Annotated in this window: 18 protein-coding genes and 1 pseudogene; 6 read left to right on the top strand and 13 right to left on the bottom strand. The window is 60.7% G+C overall.

What is annotated here, in order from left to right; all coding sequences use genetic code 11:
- Positions 1–3 precede the first annotated feature (3 nt).
- The 11 genes from pal to aspS all read right to left on the bottom strand — a co-directional run bounded on the left by pal (position 4) and on the right by aspS (position 9484).
- A complete protein-coding gene (gene pal, locus GJV18_RS08375; RefSeq protein ID WP_160344388.1) occupies positions 4–501 on the bottom strand; it encodes a peptidoglycan-associated lipoprotein Pal in 498 nt (165 codons plus the stop codon).
- A 66-nt stretch (positions 502–567) separates the two neighbouring features.
- On the bottom strand, positions 568–1866 hold the full coding sequence (gene tolB / locus GJV18_RS08370; protein WP_160344387.1) for a Tol-Pal system beta propeller repeat protein TolB: 1299 nt from the start codon (positions 1864–1866) through the stop codon (positions 568–570).
- A complete protein-coding gene (gene tolA, locus GJV18_RS08365) occupies positions 1863–2792 on the bottom strand; it encodes a cell envelope integrity protein TolA (protein ID WP_407692337.1) in 930 nt (309 codons plus the stop codon). Before tolA ends, tolB begins: the two co-directional genes overlap by 4 nt.
- The gene (gene tolR / locus GJV18_RS08360; protein WP_160344385.1) at positions 2792–3244 is read right to left on the bottom strand and encodes a protein TolR; all 453 of its coding nucleotides are present in this window, start codon (positions 3242–3244) and stop codon (positions 2792–2794) included. The genes tolA and tolR overlap by 1 nt, the downstream gene beginning before the upstream one ends.
- Positions 3245–3259: 15 nt before the next feature.
- Positions 3260–3931 (bottom strand): protein TolQ, encoded by a 672-nt coding sequence (gene tolQ / locus GJV18_RS08355; protein WP_160346047.1) that lies wholly within the window; start codon positions 3929–3931, stop codon positions 3260–3262.
- 32 nt (positions 3932–3963) lie between these two features.
- Positions 3964–4416 carry a tol-pal system-associated acyl-CoA thioesterase gene (gene ybgC, locus GJV18_RS08350; RefSeq protein WP_160344383.1) on the bottom strand — a complete coding sequence of 151 codons (453 nt, stop codon included), beginning with the start codon at positions 4414–4416 and terminating at the stop codon, positions 3964–3966.
- A 51-nt stretch (positions 4417–4467) separates the two neighbouring features.
- Positions 4468–5520, bottom strand: a complete 1053-nt coding sequence (gene ruvB / locus GJV18_RS08345; protein WP_160344381.1) for a Holliday junction branch migration DNA helicase RuvB — start codon at positions 5518–5520, stop codon at positions 4468–4470.
- Positions 5520–6125 carry a Holliday junction branch migration protein RuvA gene (gene ruvA / locus GJV18_RS08340; RefSeq protein WP_160344380.1) on the bottom strand — a complete coding sequence of 202 codons (606 nt, stop codon included), beginning with the start codon at positions 6123–6125 and terminating at the stop codon, positions 5520–5522. Before ruvA ends, ruvB begins: the two co-directional genes overlap by 1 nt.
- A 21-nt stretch (positions 6126–6146) precedes the next feature.
- Positions 6147–6671 (bottom strand): crossover junction endodeoxyribonuclease RuvC, encoded by a 525-nt coding sequence (gene ruvC / locus GJV18_RS08335; RefSeq protein WP_160344378.1) that lies wholly within the window; start codon positions 6669–6671, stop codon positions 6147–6149.
- A gap of 183 nt (positions 6672–6854) precedes the next feature.
- Positions 6855–7604, bottom strand: a complete 750-nt coding sequence (locus GJV18_RS08330; RefSeq protein WP_160344376.1) for a YebC/PmpR family DNA-binding transcriptional regulator — start codon at positions 7602–7604, stop codon at positions 6855–6857.
- Positions 7605–7708: 104 nt separating this feature from the next.
- Complete coding sequence (gene aspS / locus GJV18_RS08325; RefSeq protein ID WP_160344374.1) at positions 7709–9484, bottom strand: aspartate--tRNA ligase; 1776 nt, start codon at positions 9482–9484, stop codon at positions 7709–7711.
- A gap of 257 nt (positions 9485–9741) precedes the next feature.
- On the opposite strand from aspS, the gene GJV18_RS08320 reads away from it, so the two are divergent.
- From GJV18_RS08320 to GJV18_RS18635, 6 genes and pseudogenes are all read left to right on the top strand, one after another.
- Positions 9742–10860, top strand: coding sequence for an HD domain-containing phosphohydrolase (locus GJV18_RS08320; RefSeq protein ID WP_160344372.1), 1119 nt, complete (start codon positions 9742–9744; stop codon positions 10858–10860).
- A gap of 52 nt (positions 10861–10912) precedes the next feature.
- Entirely contained in the window at positions 10913–11731 is an 819-nt protein-coding gene (locus GJV18_RS08315) for an SDR family NAD(P)-dependent oxidoreductase (protein ID WP_160344370.1), read from the top strand.
- Between the two features lie 118 nt (positions 11732–11849).
- A complete protein-coding gene (locus GJV18_RS08310) occupies positions 11850–12320 on the top strand; it encodes a Dps family protein (RefSeq protein WP_160344368.1) in 471 nt (156 codons plus the stop codon).
- A 100-nt stretch (positions 12321–12420) separates the two neighbouring features.
- Positions 12421–13488, top strand: coding sequence for a GGDEF domain-containing protein (locus GJV18_RS08305; RefSeq protein WP_160344366.1), 1068 nt, complete (start codon positions 12421–12423; stop codon positions 13486–13488).
- Positions 13489–13651: 163 nt separating this feature from the next.
- Positions 13652–13972 (top strand): annotated as a pseudogene (locus GJV18_RS18755) (cold shock domain-containing protein membrane protein); the annotation flags it as partial.
- 24 nt (positions 13973–13996) lie between these two features.
- Positions 13997–14254 carry a cold shock domain-containing protein gene (locus GJV18_RS18635; protein ID WP_233280147.1) on the top strand — a complete coding sequence of 86 codons (258 nt, stop codon included), beginning with the start codon at positions 13997–13999 and terminating at the stop codon, positions 14252–14254.
- Between the two features lie 58 nt (positions 14255–14312).
- Here the strand turns inward: GJV18_RS18635 and GJV18_RS08295 are convergent, their stop codons facing one another.
- Both GJV18_RS08295 and GJV18_RS08290 read right to left on the bottom strand, forming a co-directional pair.
- Positions 14313–14522: a SlyX family protein gene (locus GJV18_RS08295; RefSeq protein WP_160344362.1), complete on the bottom strand. Its 210-nt coding sequence runs from the start codon at positions 14520–14522 to the stop codon at positions 14313–14315.
- A 3-nt stretch (positions 14523–14525) separates the two neighbouring features.
- Positions 14526–14951: an HIT family protein gene (locus GJV18_RS08290; RefSeq protein WP_160344360.1), complete on the bottom strand. Its 426-nt coding sequence runs from the start codon at positions 14949–14951 to the stop codon at positions 14526–14528.
- Positions 14952–15038: the final 87 nt, after the last annotated feature.

Genomic DNA, 15038 nt, shown 5'->3' with positions numbered 1-15038 from the left:
GAATTACTTACGCAGTTCGACGCGACGGTTCTGAGCCCAGGAAGACTCGTCGTTGCCAGTGGCGATGGCACGCTCTTCACCGTAGGAAACCAGCTCCAGCTGAGCTGGGGAAACGCCCTGCAGTACCAGGTAACGCTGCACGGCCTTGGCGCGACGCTCGCCCAGAGCCATGTTGTATTCACGGGTACCGCGTTCGTCGGCGTGGCCTTCCAGGACTACGCGAGCACCGTTGCCCTGCAGGTCACGGGCGTGAACGTCCAGAGCGCGCATGGCTTCCGGCTTCAGGTCGGAGCTGTCGTACTCGAAGTAGAAGGTGGTGATTGCGCGCAGAGCTGCTTCTTCGCTCAGGCTGCCGTCAACTGCGCCAGTGTTGGCACCGTAGCCAGCGTTCGGGTCAACAGCGCCTTCGCCGCTGTCATCACCGCCCTTCGAGGAACAACCTACAGCCACGGCCAGAGCCAGGCTCAGTGCAGCAAACTTACCGAATTTCAGCATTTCCATCATGTAGCTCCTAATGAACCCCAGTGTGTTAAGCAGTATTTACAGCAATAAAGGTGAAGCGCCGCATCAGTTCAGGTAAGGGGACCAAGAAGGCTCTCGAACTTCGCCTTGAGCGGTAGGAAGAGGGAGCCTCACGCGTCCGTTGGTCGACGCTAACATCAAGACTCCCCGGCCCTGCTGGCGGGTGGCGTAGATTAGCATTGTGCCGTTGGGCGCAACAGTGGGCGACTCATCCAAACTTGTATCAGACAGTATGCGCAGACGATTGGTCTGCAGGTCCTGCGCGGCCACCTTGAACACAGTGAAACCGTCCTGACGATGGATCATCACCAGGGTCTTTTCATCGGCCGACAATTTCGGGTTGGCGTTGTAGTTACCGACAAAGGTCACCCGCTCTACAGCCCCACTGTTGATATTGGTCTTGTAGATCTGCGGCTTACCGGCGCGATCCGAGGTGAAGTACAGGGTCTGACCATCCTTGCCCCAGAAAGGTTCGGTATCGATGGCGTAGTGATTGGTCACCCGGCGCAGCTGCCGAGTGCCCATGTCCATGACATAGACTTCCGGATTGCCATCCTTGGACAGGACAAATGCCAGGCGATTGCCATCCGGCGACCAGGCCGGCGCGCCGTTGAGGCCTTCGAAGTTGGTGATCTGCTCGCGGCGACCGGTGTCGATATGCTGCACGAAGATACGCGGCCGCTTCTGCTCGAAGGACACATAGGCGATACGCCGACCGTCCGGAGCAAAGGACGGCGACAGGATCGGCTCGCGGGACTGCAACAGGGTCACTGCGCGGGCACCATCGTAGTCGGAGCGCTGCAAGGTATAGCGGGTGTTGTTGACGCCAAAACGCTCGGCGGTGACATAGAGCATACGGGTCGAGAACGCCCCCTTGACCCCGGTCAGCTTCTCGAACGACTGGTCAGCAATATAGTGAGCCATATCGCGCAGCTGGTCGGTGCCACCGGCCACGTTACCGGTCAGCACCTGCTGTTCGGTGGCCACATTGAACAGCGCGTACTGCACCTGCAGGCGACCGGCATTGGGCAGGATATTACCGACCAGCACATACTGGGCGCCCAGGGCCTTCCAGTCACGGTAGATGACTTCGCTGGCCTGGGTCGGCAGGCTGATCATGTTCTGCCGCGGGATTGGCTCGAAATAGCCGGAATTGCGCAGGTCGTTACCGATGATCTGCGCCATGTCATCGGGCAGCACGGTGCCGCTGGACCAGCCAAAAGGCACCACGGCAATAGGGGTGGCGCGGTCGGTGCCGGAGCTGATCACCAGTGGATCATTGGCTTGCGCGCTGCCGACCAACAGGGCCAGGCCAAGCAAGGCTATACGCATCAGGGTATTCACAGACCTAGGTCCTCCGGTTTGAAGACAGCGCGACGCTGCCGGTATAGCCGATCGAATGTGGCGCGATCCAGCTGCTGCATTTCTGCGATGCGCCCCACGTTGCGCACCGCCTGTACTGCCGAACTGTCGAAGGGGCCGTCGCCGCTGGAGCGGGTCACGCTGGCATTAATAATGGTGCCATCGGGCAACATCTCGATCAGCACTTCCACGCTCATGCCATTACGCGCCGAGGGTGGTCGACGCCATTGTTCGCTAACCAGTTTGACGATCAGATCATCCAGACTGCCGGCCACCTGATCGCCATGGGTTTCAGCCAGGGCCTGCTGACGTTGCACGCTGTCGGATAACAACTCGGCCAGGGCGGCCGCCTTCTTGTCCTCGACAGCCTTGCGCTGGGCGGCCTCGGCCGCTGCCTTCTTCTTGGCCTCTTCGGCGGCTTTTTTCTTGGCTACCTCTGCGGCCGCCTTCTTCTTCGCGTCCTCTTCGGCCTTTTTCTTCGCTGCCTCGTCAGCCGCTTTCTTCTTGGCGATGTCGGCCTGGCGTTTCTGCTCGGCCGCTTTCTTCTCGGCTTCGGCCTTCTTCACCGCTTCGGCCTTTCGAGCCTCCTCGGCCTTCTTTTGTTCCGCGGCCTTGGCGGCGGCAATCTTCTGGTCGTCGGCCTTCTTCTGTTCCAGCTGCTCAACCTCGAATTGCGGCGCCGCAGTCTTCTGCGCCTCTCCGGCAATTTTCTGATTGGTCTGGGTAGTGGCCTGGCTCTGCGACTGCAACTGATACAGGGTGGCCTGCACCACCGGCCGCGCCGGGGGCAGTTCCGGGGTAAAGGCAAAGCTGACGAACAGCATGGCGAACATCAGCGCATGCAGGGCCACGGCCCAGATCACCGGCCAGAAGTAGCTTTGCGAAGGAGCCTGCTCACGCTCGCGCATCAGGGGGCCTCGGTAATCAGCCCGACGTTGCCCACGTCAGCCTGCTGCAAGCCACCCATGGCGGCCATGACGGTGCCATAGTCCACCGACTTGTCGCCACGTACGAACACCTGCACCTGCTTACCCATGCTGCGGTTCTGGTTGATGATGGCGGTCACTGCCTGAGTCATCTGCTCCAGAGTCATGGCCTGGTCCTGCACGGTGTCCACATCCACTTCCGTGCCCATGTTCCAGTAGTAGGTCTTGTCGGCCTTGATCGAAATGGTCAGCACCTGGGCATCGTTGTCCTGGGGCAGCACTTCGCTGCTGACCTTGGGCAGATCGACCTTGACCCCCTGATTGAGCATGGGCGCGGTGACCATAAAGATCACCAGCAGCACCAGCATCACGTCGATATAGGGCACCACGTTCATCTCGGCGACCGGCTTGCGTCTATTGCGAATTCTCGCCATGACTGGTTCTGCCCTTTAGTCGTCCGAGGTATGCACCTTGCGGTGCAGGATCGCCTGAAACTCGTCGGCGAAGGTGTAGTAACGGCCGATCAGCATTTCGCTGCGAGCGGAGAAACGGTTGTAGGCAATCACCGCCGGGATGGCCGCAAACAGACCGATGGCGGTGGCAATCAGGGCCTCGGCGATACCCGGCGCCACAGTGGCCAGTGTGGCCTGCTGCACCTGGGCCAGACCGCGGAAGGAGTTCATGATGCCCCACACGGTACCGAACAGCCCGATATAGGGGCTGGTGGAACCCACGGTGGCAAGAAACGGCAATGCGGCTTCGAGCTTTTCTTCCTCGCGGGAGATGGCCACACGCATGGCCCGGGCCACACCGTCCATCACCGCATCCGGATCGACGCCCTGCTGTTGGCGCAGGCGGGAGAACTCCTTGAAACCGGCACGGAAGATCTGCTCCAGGCCTGAATCCGGATCCGGGTTGCTGCCGGCCTGGCGATACAGCTTGGACAGGTCGATACCCGACCAGAAACGATCCTCGAAATTGTCCAGGGCGCGCTTGGCCGCACGGATAGCGGTGCTGCGCTGGAAAATCATGACCCAGGAAATGACCGAAGCGGCCACCAGGGTGAGCATCACCAGTTGCACAAGCAGACTGGCATTGCTGATCAGACTCCACATCGACATATGGTCAACGGCGTTTGCGTTGGCTTCCACGCTTACTCTCCTGCGTCAGATAATCCCGCGCCGGCCTGCTCGGCAAACGCCGCACGCAAGGCCTGGGGTATGGCCCGGGGTTTCAAATTGTCGGCGCGCACACAGGCCACCAGAAACTGCCCCTCGCAGAGCAGCACGTCATCCGCAGCCCGCCTGACCTGTTGACGAAAGCGCAGGCTGGCACGGTTTAATTCAATGACTTCGGCGCTTACCAGCAACTCGTCGTCAAGCTTGGCCGGCGCGTGATAGCGCGCTTCGGCCGAATGCACAACGAACAACAGGCCCTCCTCGGCCAGCGTTGACTGGAAAAAACCCAGGTCACGCAGGCGCTCGGTACGAGCCCGTTCCATAAATTTGAGGTAATTGACGTAGTAGACGATGCCACCCGCATCGGTGTCTTCGAAATACACCCGACAACGATGGGTAAAGGGTTCAACTCCGTTTTGCGCGCGCATACTCTAGTCCCCGGCCTCGGTCTTGCCAATCGTCTGTAACAAGTATTTTTCTCACTCGGCTGGATTGCCAAACAGGTCAGCAGACGGCAGCTCGCCAAGACGTCCTGGCACATTCAAACCGAAGTGCAGATAAGCGTGCCGCGTTACCACTCGCCCCCTGGGGGTACGCATGATATAGCCCTGCTGGATCAGGTAGGGCTCCAGTACATCCTCGATGGTATGGCGCTCTTCACTGATGGCCGCCGCCAGGTTGTCGATGCCCACCGGGCCGCCGTCGAACTTCTCGATCATGGTCAGCAGCAGGCGGCGGTCCTGATGGTCGAAGCCACGCTCGTCCACATCCAGCAGATTGAGCGCCAGATCGGCAATCTGCCGGGTAATCTCACCCTGCCCGCGCACCTCGGCGAAGTCCCGCACCCGGCGCAGCAGTCGATTGGCAATACGCGGTGTACCGCGCGCGCGGCGGGCAATTTCTAGGGCACCATGGGCCTCGATGGGCAGACCGAGAATGCCGGCCGAGCGCATGACGATGGTGGCCAGATCATCCGTGTTGTAGAACTCCAGGCGCTGGACGATGCCGAAGCGGTCACGCAGCGGGTTGGTCAGCATGCCGGCACGGGTAGTGGCGCCGACCAGGGTAAAGGGTGGCAGGTCGAGCTTGATCGAACGGGCCGCGGGGCCTTCGCCGATCATGATATCGAGCTGGAAGTCCTCCATGGCCGGGTACAGCACCTCCTCGACTATGGGTGAAAGGCGATGAATCTCGTCGATAAACAGCACATCGCCCGGCTGCAGATTGGTCAGCAGCGCCGCCAGATCGCCCGGCCGCTCCAGCACGGGGCCAGAGGTGCTCTTGATCGAGACGTTCATTTCCTGGGCGATGATATTGGCCAGGGTGGTCTTGCCCAGGCCCGGCGGACCGAAGATCAGGGTGTGATCCAGCGCCTCGCTGCGGCCGCGAGCGGCCTGGATAAACAGTTGCATCTGCTCGCGCACCACCGGCTGACCAATATAGTCGGCGAGTTTGAGCGGGCGTATGGCGCGATCGACCTGCTCATCGCGGTCGCGGGCCGTGGCGGTAATCAGGCGGTCGGCTTCAAGCACTAGAGCATTCCCTTCAGGGCACGGCGGATCATATCTTCACTACTCAAACCATCCTCCTTGACCGCAGACACCGCCCGGCTGGCCTCCTGGGGCTTGTAACCCAGGGAGATCAGGGCGCTGACCGCATCATTCTCGGCGCTTGAGACTGCGTCAGCGGCCCGAGGTTCCACCACCAGACCACTCATGCCGGGCAGCGTCTCCCAGGCCTTGAAACGATCCTTGAGCTCTACCAGCAGGCGCTCGGCGGTTTTCTTGCCGACCCCCGGCACCTTGACCAGCACCGAGCTGTCCTGGGCCTGTACGCAGCGCACCAGCTCATCCACCTCAAGACCCGACATCAGCGCCAGGGCCAGCTTGGGGCCCACACCGTTGAGCCGGATCAGCTCGCGGAACAGCTCACGCTCGCGCTTCTCGAAAAAGCCGTAGAGCAGCTGGGCATCTTCACGCACCACCAGATGGGTGTGCAGAGTCAGCGGCTCGCCCACCGCGGGCAAACGGTACAGCGTGGTCATGGGCACTTCCAGCTCATAACCCAAACCATTTATGTCGAGAGTCACATGGGGCGGCTGTTTTTCCGCCAGGGTGCCGCGCAAACGTCCGATCACCGCTATCATCCTAAAATAAAGTTACAAACGCAGACGACCCGAACGCCGTTTGGCGCCCAGCAAGCCATGGGGGATCAGACTCTGCCGATGATGGGCATGACACAGGGCGATGGCCAGGGCATCGGAGGCGTCGATCTGCGGCTTCTGCACCAATTTGAGCAGATGCATGACCATCAACTGCACCTGCTCCTTATCCGCCCCGCCCGTACCGGCAATCGCCTGCTTGACCTGAGTGGCGGTGTATTCGGCGACGTCCAGCCCGGCCTCGACACCCGCCACGATGGCCACACCACGGGCCTGACCCAGCTTGAGGGCCGAATCCGGGTTGCGCGCCATAAACACCTGCTCGATGCCCATGGTCACCGGTCCGTAGGTGGCGATAACCTCGCGCACCCCGCGGAACACCGCCTGCAAGCGCTCGGGCATGCTGCCACTGCCGGTGCGGATGCAACCCGAGGCGACATATTCGCAGCCGCGTCCGGTATCGCGCACCACACCGTAGCCGGTGATACGCGAACCGGGATCGATCCCCAAAATCAGCGTCATGCTTGCTATCCATAGGTGACGCGACGAGCGCCACACTGTCTATTTATCCAGTTCGCGAGTATAGGGGCGCCAAGAGGCGTCGTCACTCACAACAAGATATCCGGCGGGCTGATACGAAAAAGCCGGAAGCGCCCGAAGGCGGCCTCCGGCCCGCACCGCTACCTCAGCAGCCCGCTCACGACCTCAGCCAAGCTGCTCCATCAGCTCATCGGCGATCTCGGCGTTGTGGTAGACGTTCTGCACGTCATCCAGGTCTTCCAGCATATCGATCAGCTTGACCACCTTCTGCGCGGTTTCCAGATCGGTGATCGGCGCACTGATCGAGGGAATCATGGCGATATCGGCTTCTTCGCCCTTGAGACCAGCGGCGTTCAGCGCCTCGTTGACCGCATGGAAGTCGGCAAAACTGGTGGACACCAGGGCGGAGCCATCCTCGCCCATTTCCACGTCGTCGGCGCCGGCCTCCAGGGCCGCTTCCATCAGAGCGTCCTCGTCAACGCCCGGAGCAAAACTGATCTGCCCCTTGCGCTCGAACATATAGGCCACCGAACCATCGGTACCCAGGTTGCCACCGCACTTGGTAAAGGCATGGCGCACTTCGGCTGCGGTACGGTTGCGGTTGTCGGTCATGGCTTCAACGATGATCGCCACGCCGCTCGGCGCGTAGCCCTCGTAGCTCAGCTCGACAACGTTGTCGGCTTCGTTGTTACCCGCACCACGGGCGATGGCACGGTCGATCACCTCGCGGGACATATTGGCGGTCAGCGCCTTGTCCACGGCCAGACGCAGACGCGGGTTATCCGCCGGCACCGGGCCGCCATGCTTGGCTGCAACGGTCAGCTCGCGAATGATTTTGGTGAAGATCTTGCCCCGCTTGGCGTCCTGACGCCCCTTGCGGTGCTTGATATTGGCCCATTTGGAATGACCAGCCATAACTCACTCCGGTTGTTTCATTTAACAGTTGCCAGGGTGTGAGAGTTCGAGTCTCTCCGCCCCATAACGAAGAAGCCTGGTAATCCAGGCTTCTCGGTAACGGCTTATTCGGCCTTGACTTGCTCGCGCAGGCGAATATGCAGCTCGCGCAGTGCCTTGTTTTCCACCAGCCCCGGTGCCTGGGTCATGACGCAGGCCGCGCTCTGGGTTTTCGGGAAGGCGATCACTTCGCGGATCGAGCTGGCGCCGGTCATCAGCATCACCAGGCGATCCAGGCCGAAGGCCAGGCCACCGTGGGGCGGCGCGCCGTACTTGAGCGCATCGAGGAGGAAGCCGAACTTCTCCTGCTGCTCTTCCTCACTGATACCGAGCACGCGGAACACGGTCTGCTGCATGGCCTTGTCGTGGATACGGATCGAACCGCCACCCAGCTCGGTGCCGTTGAGCACCATGTCATAGGCGCGCGACAGCGCGGCGGCCGGGTTGGCTTCCAGTTCCTCCGGGCTGCAGCTCGGCGCGGTGAACGGGTGGTGCATGGCGGTCAGGCTGCCATCGTCGTTTTCCTCGAACATCGGGAAGTCGACCACCCATAGCGGTGCCCACTCGCAGGTCAGCAGATTGAGGTCGTGACCCAGCTTGATACGCAGCGCACCCAGGGCTTCGGAAACGATCTTGGCCTTGTCGGCGCCGAAGAACACGATATCGCCATCGACAGCGCCGACGCGATCAAGGATCACGTTGATGTTGTCCAGCGGGATGTTCTTGACGATCGGCGACTGCAGGCCGTCCACGCCGGCCGCACGCTCGTTGACCTTGATATAGGCCAGGCCCTTGGCGCCGTAGATGCCGACGAACTTGGTGTAGTCGTCGATCTGCTTGCGCGGCATGCTCGCCCCGCCCGGGACGCGCAGCGCGGTGACGCGGCATTTCGGGTCGTTGGCAGGTCCCGCAAAGACCTTGAACTCGACGTCCTTGAGCTGATCCTCGACGTCCACCAGTTCCAGCGGGATGCGCAGGTCCGGCTTGTCCGAACCGAAGCGGCGCATGGCCTCGGCCAGGGTCATGTGCGGCAACTCGCCGAACTCGACGTCCAGCACTTCCTTGAACAAGTTGCGCACCATGGTCTCGGTGATGCCCATGATGTCTTTCTCATCGAGGAAGCTGGTCTCGATGTCGATCTGAGTGAATTCCGGCTGGCGGTCGGCACGCAGGTCCTCGTCGCGGAAGCACTTGGCGATCTGGTAGTAGCGGTCGAAGCCGGCCACCATCAGCAGCTGCTTGAACAGCTGCGGCGACTGCGGCAGGGCGAAGAAGCTGCCGGCGTGGGTACGGCTCGGCACCAGATAGTCGCGGGCGCCTTCCGGGGTGGCGCGGGTGAGGATCGGCGTCTCGACGTCGAGGAAGCCGTTGTCATCCAGGTAGCGACGGATGCTGCTGGTGATGCGCGAACGCAGCTTGAGCTTCTCGGCCATCTCCGGGCGACGCAGGTCGATAAAGCGATAGCGCAGGCGGGTTTCTTCACCGACGTCGGTGTATTCGTTGAGCGGGAACGGCGGGGTTTCCGCCTCGTTGAGCACTTCCAGCTCATAGCCCAGCACTTCGATGGCGCCGCTGGCCATATTGGCATTGCGCGCACCTTCGGGGCGCAGACGCACCTTGCCGGTGATCTTGACCACATACTCGCTGCGTACGCGGTCGGCCTTGGCGAAGGTCTCGGCGCGATCCGGATCGAACACCACCTGGGCCAGGCCTTCACGGTCACGAATATCGAGGAAAATCACCCCGCCGTGATCACGGCGACGGTGCACCCAGCCGCAGAGGGTAATTTCCTGGCCATCCAGGCTCTCGTTCAGTTGGCCGCAATAATGGCTGCGCATCATGGATCGCTTCTCTTGAGTCTTGAATTCGTTGGGTCGCCTGTTCGCGACGCGGTTGACCGGGCAAGCCGGCTGGCGCAAAGGCCGCTCTTGCAACCTCTGCACAGGGCCGTTCGCGCCTATCCGGACGCCCACCCTGCCTTGCAAAACGCGGGATTATATATGGTTAAGGCGTCACATGCAGCCGCCACACCACGCGCTTTTGCCCAGCCTCCCTATACTCAGGTGACATCGACAGCTTCGCCACCACCGGAGGCGCCATGGCTACGCCGAATCTTGCAGAGATCCCCAGCGACCTGCTGGCGGACTTTCGCCTGGAATCCAGTGAACAATTCCAGCGCTGCGAGCAACTGCTGATCGAACTGGAACACCACCCCAATGACGGCGAACGCCTGCGCGAACTGTTTCGCCTGGTGCATACGCTCAAAGGCAACCTGGGTTATATCGGCCTCAACGAGCTGATGCAGGTGCCCCAGGCCATGGAAGATGTACTGGCCTGCCTGCGTGAAGCCAGCCTGAGTTTTGACAGCCTGCTGGGCGATATCCTCCTGCTCACCCTGGACCACAGCAAAGCCCTGATCGCCCAGACCCTCGGCGACACCCCCGCACATATCACCGAGGCCCAGAGCCAGGCCCTGGCCCAGGGCCTATCGACCCTGGCCAAAGCGCCTGCAGCCGAACAAACGAAACTGCGCAGCACGCTGCTGCGCCAGCTTGACCCCGATACCCAGCTGCCCAGCCCCAGCCCCGCGGAGCAATCAGTGGCGGCCGAACTGCTCCAGCGCTACGGGATCACGGCCGATGCCGACCTGCTGTTCTTCGTCGAACTGATGCAGGCCAGCGAGCGCCGCTCCCAGTACTGGCAGGGCCGCGGCCTGCGTCAACTGCAACTGGCCCTGCAGATCAACCAGCTGGGCGGGCAACCGGTGGCACCCGCACAACTGGCGACCGCCGTTTGCCTGCATGACCTGGGCATGGCCTTTCTCCCCCTGGAAATCCTCCATAAACAGAGCGCCTACAGCCGCGAAGAACGACGCCAGATGCAGGCGCACCCCCGCCTGGCCCATGACCTGCTCAAGCGCATGCCGAACTGGCAGGAGGCCGCAGAAATCGTCATGCAGCACCAGGAGCACGCCGACGGCAGTGGTTACCCCAAAGGCCTGAGCGAAATCGAAATCAACCCCGGCGCCCTGATCCTGGGCATCGTCGACACCTTCGACGCCCGCACCCACGAACGCGCCCACCAAACCCTGACTAAACGCCCACTGCTGCGCGCCATTCTGGAAATCAACAACCTGGCCGGCAGCCAGTTCAGTCAGCACTGGGTCGAGCTGTTCAATCAGGCCCTGCAACAGCAACCGGAACTTGCTCATCAGTAATGGATCACTGCATGCTCAACTGCTCCGATCAGCCAACAGACAGGGAAGTGTTATGCAAGGACTCGCAGGCAAGGTGGCCGTCATTACAGGCGCAGGCTCCGGCATCGGCCGGGCCCTAGCCCACGCCCTGGCCAAGGAAGGTTGTGACCTGGCCCTGGCCGACATCAACGAACACAATCTTCACGCCCTGACCCAGGAGCTGCAGCACCCTGGGCGCCGCATCAGTTGCCACGCCTTGGATGTCGCCGACCGACAGGCGGTTTTCGCCTTTGCCGATGACGTCCTGCAGCAACATGGCAGCGCCTACCTGGTTATCAACAACGCCGGAGTCGCGGTATCGCAGTCTATTGCCGAACTCAGCTACAACGACTTCGAATGGCTGATGAATATCAACTTCTGGGGCGTGGTCCATGGCAGCAAGGCTTTCCTGCCTCATCTGCTGGCCAACAGAAGCGGCCAGATCGTCAACATTTCCAGTATCTTCGGCATCCTCAGCATGCCCAGCCAAGGCGCCTACAACGCCAGCAAGTTTGCCGTACGCGGCTTTACCGAGGCCCTGCGCCAGGAGCTGTGCCACACCGGCGTCAGTGCCAGCTGTGTACACCCCGGCGGCATCAAGACCAATATCGCCCGCGCCGCCCGTTTCTATCGCGGCATCGACGGCCAACAGGATGCCGAGCGCGCAGCGCAAGCCTTCGAGAAACTGGCGCGCACGACTCCGGAACAGGCTGCCGATACCATCATCAAAGGCATCAAGGCCAAACACCCACGCATCCTGATTGGCCAGGATGCGCATCTATTGGACTGGATCCAGCGCTTGCTGCCTGCAGCCTACCCAAGGCTATTGACCAGATTGCTCAAACATCACTGACTCACCATAGGCACACACCATAGGCTTGATTGATCTTGCTCAACAGCGCCCCAAGACAGCGCATGTTAGGCTCAGGCCATTGGTACATTGACGACCTACTCAACCAAGGAGAATAGGCATGGAGATTAATATCGGCATCGCCGAGCAGGATCGCGCCGCTATCGCTGAAGGCCTGTCCCGCTTGCTGGCCGACACCTACACCCTGTATCTGAAGACCCACAACTTCCACTGGAACGTCACCGGCCCGATGTTCAACACGCTGCACCTGATGTTCGAAGGGCAGTACACCGAACTGGCCCTGGCCGTCGACCTGATAGCCGAACGCATCCGCGCACTGGGATTCCCGGCCCCAGGAACCTACGCGGCCTACGCCCGACTCTCCTCGATCAAGGAAGAAGAAGGCGTACCCAGCGCAGCCGATATGATCAAGCAACTGGTGCAGGGCCAGGAGGCAGTAGTGCGCACGGCCCGCGGCATCTTCCCACTGCTGGACAAAGTCAGCGACGAGCCCACCGCCGACCTGCTGACCCAGCGCATGCAGGTGCACGAGAAAACCGCCTGGATGTTGCGCAGCCTGCTCGATAGCTGATCCAGAACAAACAGAGGCCCGATTTTTGGGCCTTTTTCTAGGCGTCTGGGCAAGCCATGCTCTATGCTTTGCTCATTCGCAATTTGCCACAGTGAAGTGCATGAGCCAGCCTAAAAAAGCCCCCAGCCTACTGGAACTTTTTCCCGAAGAAACCCGCGAGGCGGCGGCACTTCTGAAAAAAGCCGTGCCGCTGATGATGAAGCACAGCATTCCACCCAACCCCGTGCATTACGCCCTCTGGTATAGCTACAGCAAGGGGCTGGATGCCGAGTTGAATCGCCGCCTGGATAAAACTGTTCAGGATTTCGACTGCTTCCCGCCTGAGACCGCCGTCAAGCTGTTCCGCGACTTCATCATCCATGGCGAGCTGGAGGAAGCCCGTGCCGGCCAGCAGCAAGTTATCGACCTTGTTGATGATATCGAAGGTGATGTATCACGCAGCATAATTGGTAGCCGACACTATCAAACCAGCCTGGAGCAGGGCTTGGCCGCTCTGCACGAGCCCATCATCGAAGACCTGCCCGCCGTACTCAACGAACTGCAACACAGCACCCAGGTCATCCAGGATCAGCAGGACAAGTTTCTTTACCGCCTACAGGCCGCCCAGGAAGAGATCAAGTGCCTGCGCAACCAGCTGGAACGCGCCCACATGGCCGCCACCCTGGACAGCCTGACCAAAGTATTTAACCGCAATGCCTTTACCCGCCTGCTGGAGCAGATACTCCACGACAACCCTCAGGGCGTCGCCTTGCTGATGCTGGATATCGACCACTTCAAGCAGTTCAATGACCAGTATGGCCACCCTCTAGGCGATCGCGTCCTGCAACATGTAGGCTCCCTGCTACGCGATCTGCTCCCCCCTCAAGCCATTGCCGCACGCTACGGCGGCGAAGAGTTCTGCGTAATTCTTCGAGACTGCAGCAACCCTGACAACGTGCACGCCTTCGCCGAGAAACTGCGCCTCAAGATCCACGCCCTGCGTATCAAGGTCAGGCGTACCGATGAAGTGCTCGATAGCATTTCGGCCTCCTTCGGTTATGCCTTGGCGCAAGCAGGGGATGACTTTGAAAGCCTGCTCACCCGTGCCGACGACGCCCTCTATCAAGCCAAGCGCAACGGCCGTAACACGGTCCACCCAGCCCCCGAAACCAGCCTTGCAAGTGCCTGATTTGAGTCCCCTCGCGCTTTGCTGTTAAATACGCCCCGTGCAGCCAGTCGCCCTGTCGGCCTGGCGCATAGGCCCGCTGCGTATGACCCACCGCCCCTCTTCAATATAGCCAAGCCTGCGCAGCCAGCTCTTCCTGCGACCCTGTAAAGTGAGTTCATTCAACATGCTTAAAGCCGTTCACCTGTTTACCGGCCTTGCCGCTCTGATTCTTTCCGCCCTCCCCAGCGTCAGCGACAACGCCCAGCCCTTTCTACAACAGATCGATGCCCTGTGCCTGGCCCTGTTTGGCCTGATCAACCTGATTCTGGCTCCTCAACTGCCTATCTGGCACAACGGCCTACGCAACCCCCTGCAGAACCTGGTAAGTGCCTTGCTGATCCTGGCCACCCTGCTGCAAACCCTGATCCTGCTGGCACCACTGCCCTTCATCGCTGACCTGCCTTCGACTTTGTTCAGCCTGTTGACCCTGACTGCCGCCGTTGCTCTGCACCTGGCCTGCAACCTGCGCCTGCAACCACGCCAAAACGCTAGCCGCGAAAGCAGCGGCAACCGCGAGACCGGCACCGTCAAGTGGTTCAATACCTCGAAAGGTTTTGGCTTTATCTCCCGCGACTCAGGGGATGACATCTTCGTGCACTTCCGCGCGATTCGCGGCGAAGGCCATCGCGTACTGATCGAAGGTCAACGGGTTGAGTTTGCCGTGATGCAGCGTGACAAAGGCCTGCAGGCAGAAGACGTGATCGCTGCCCTACCAAGCCGTCGCTAAGCAACTCGCACATACAACAAAGCCCGCAATCGCGGGCTTTGTTGTATTGATCCCTCAATTAATAATGAGGCGGCGGCGCCTCGTCCTCACTGATACCAAACTGACCCGCCACTTCCTCCTGACGCTTGGCCAGCAGCGCGATTTGCATCTGCATGCGCTCCAGCAACCGTTGCTGAGCCGCCAACTCGTCACTCAGGGCCTGGATGGTATCGTCCTGAAAGGCCAACCGGCTCTCCAGCTCACTGATTCGCACATCCGTATCACTCAAGGCTCAACCCTCGGCAAAACAAAAATCTTCGGTAAGCACCAGACGTAAACGCTCTTTGACACGTTCAACCTGCTGCGCAGTATAAGGCACTGCCGCTTGCTTACCCCAGACCGGCGCAGGCCAGGCCGAATCGTCACGGCGACGCACAATCACATGCATGTGCAACTGCGCGACCATATTGCCTAGCGTCGCCACATTCATCTTGTCAGCAGCGAAACTGTCCTTGAGCACCTCAGCAAGAAAGGTGGTTTCACGCCAAAGCATTCGCTGATCCCGCTCATCTAGCTGAAACAACTCACTCACGTCCTCGCGTAGCGGCACGAGGATAAACCAGGGGTACTGCGCATCATTCATCAACAGCAAACGGCATAGCGGAAAGTCCCCAACCGCCACCGTATCCTGCTGCAGACGTGAATCCAGGGTAAACATGAGCCTCTCCCCACCCAAAAGCTTGCAATTCACACCGGCCAACCGACCAGCACACCAAATGGCAGGATACTCCTGCATACGCCGTCA

Origin of the sequence: Pseudomonas xionganensis (assembly GCF_009763245.1) — a bacterium.
Classification (GTDB): domain Bacteria; phylum Pseudomonadota; class Gammaproteobacteria; order Pseudomonadales; family Pseudomonadaceae; genus Aquipseudomonas; species Aquipseudomonas xionganensis.
Note: the sequence above shows the minus strand (reverse complement) of the source record. Positions and strands in the feature narration are given on the sequence as shown.

What these genes read in the sequence shown, in the direction of transcription:
- tolA (WP_407692337.1), bottom strand. Translation starts at nt 2,792, where the DNA reads ATGCGCGAGCGTGAGCAGGCTCCTTCGCAAAGCTACTTCTGGCCGGTG.
- GJV18_RS08330 (WP_160344376.1), bottom strand. Translation starts at nt 7,604, where the DNA reads ATGGCTGGTCATTCCAAATGGGCCAATATCAAGCACCGCAAGGGGCGT.
- ruvC (WP_160344378.1), bottom strand. Translation starts at nt 6,671, where the DNA reads ATGACGCTGATTTTGGGGATCGATCCCGGTTCGCGTATCACCGGCTAC.
- GJV18_RS08315 (WP_160344370.1), top strand. Translation starts at nt 10,913, where the DNA reads ATGCAAGGACTCGCAGGCAAGGTGGCCGTCATTACAGGCGCAGGCTCC.
- tolQ (WP_160346047.1), bottom strand. Translation starts at nt 3,931, where the DNA reads ATGTCGATGTGGAGTCTGATCAGCAATGCCAGTCTGCTTGTGCAACTG.
- pal (WP_160344388.1), bottom strand. Translation starts at nt 501, where the DNA reads ATGGAAATGCTGAAATTCGGTAAGTTTGCTGCACTGAGCCTGGCTCTG.
- GJV18_RS08320 (WP_160344372.1), top strand. Translation starts at nt 9,742, where the DNA reads ATGGCTACGCCGAATCTTGCAGAGATCCCCAGCGACCTGCTGGCGGAC.
- GJV18_RS08290 (WP_160344360.1), bottom strand. Translation starts at nt 14,951, where the DNA reads ATGTTTACCCTGGATTCACGTCTGCAGCAGGATACGGTGGCGGTTGGG.
- aspS (WP_160344374.1), bottom strand. Translation starts at nt 9,484, where the DNA reads ATGATGCGCAGCCATTATTGCGGCCAACTGAACGAGAGCCTGGATGGC.
- GJV18_RS08310 (WP_160344368.1), top strand. Translation starts at nt 11,850, where the DNA reads ATGGAGATTAATATCGGCATCGCCGAGCAGGATCGCGCCGCTATCGCT.
- GJV18_RS08305 (WP_160344366.1), top strand. Translation starts at nt 12,421, where the DNA reads ATGAGCCAGCCTAAAAAAGCCCCCAGCCTACTGGAACTTTTTCCCGAA.
- ybgC (WP_160344383.1), bottom strand. Translation starts at nt 4,416, where the DNA reads ATGCGCGCGCAAAACGGAGTTGAACCCTTTACCCATCGTTGTCGGGTG.
- tolR (WP_160344385.1), bottom strand. Translation starts at nt 3,244, where the DNA reads ATGGCGAGAATTCGCAATAGACGCAAGCCGGTCGCCGAGATGAACGTG.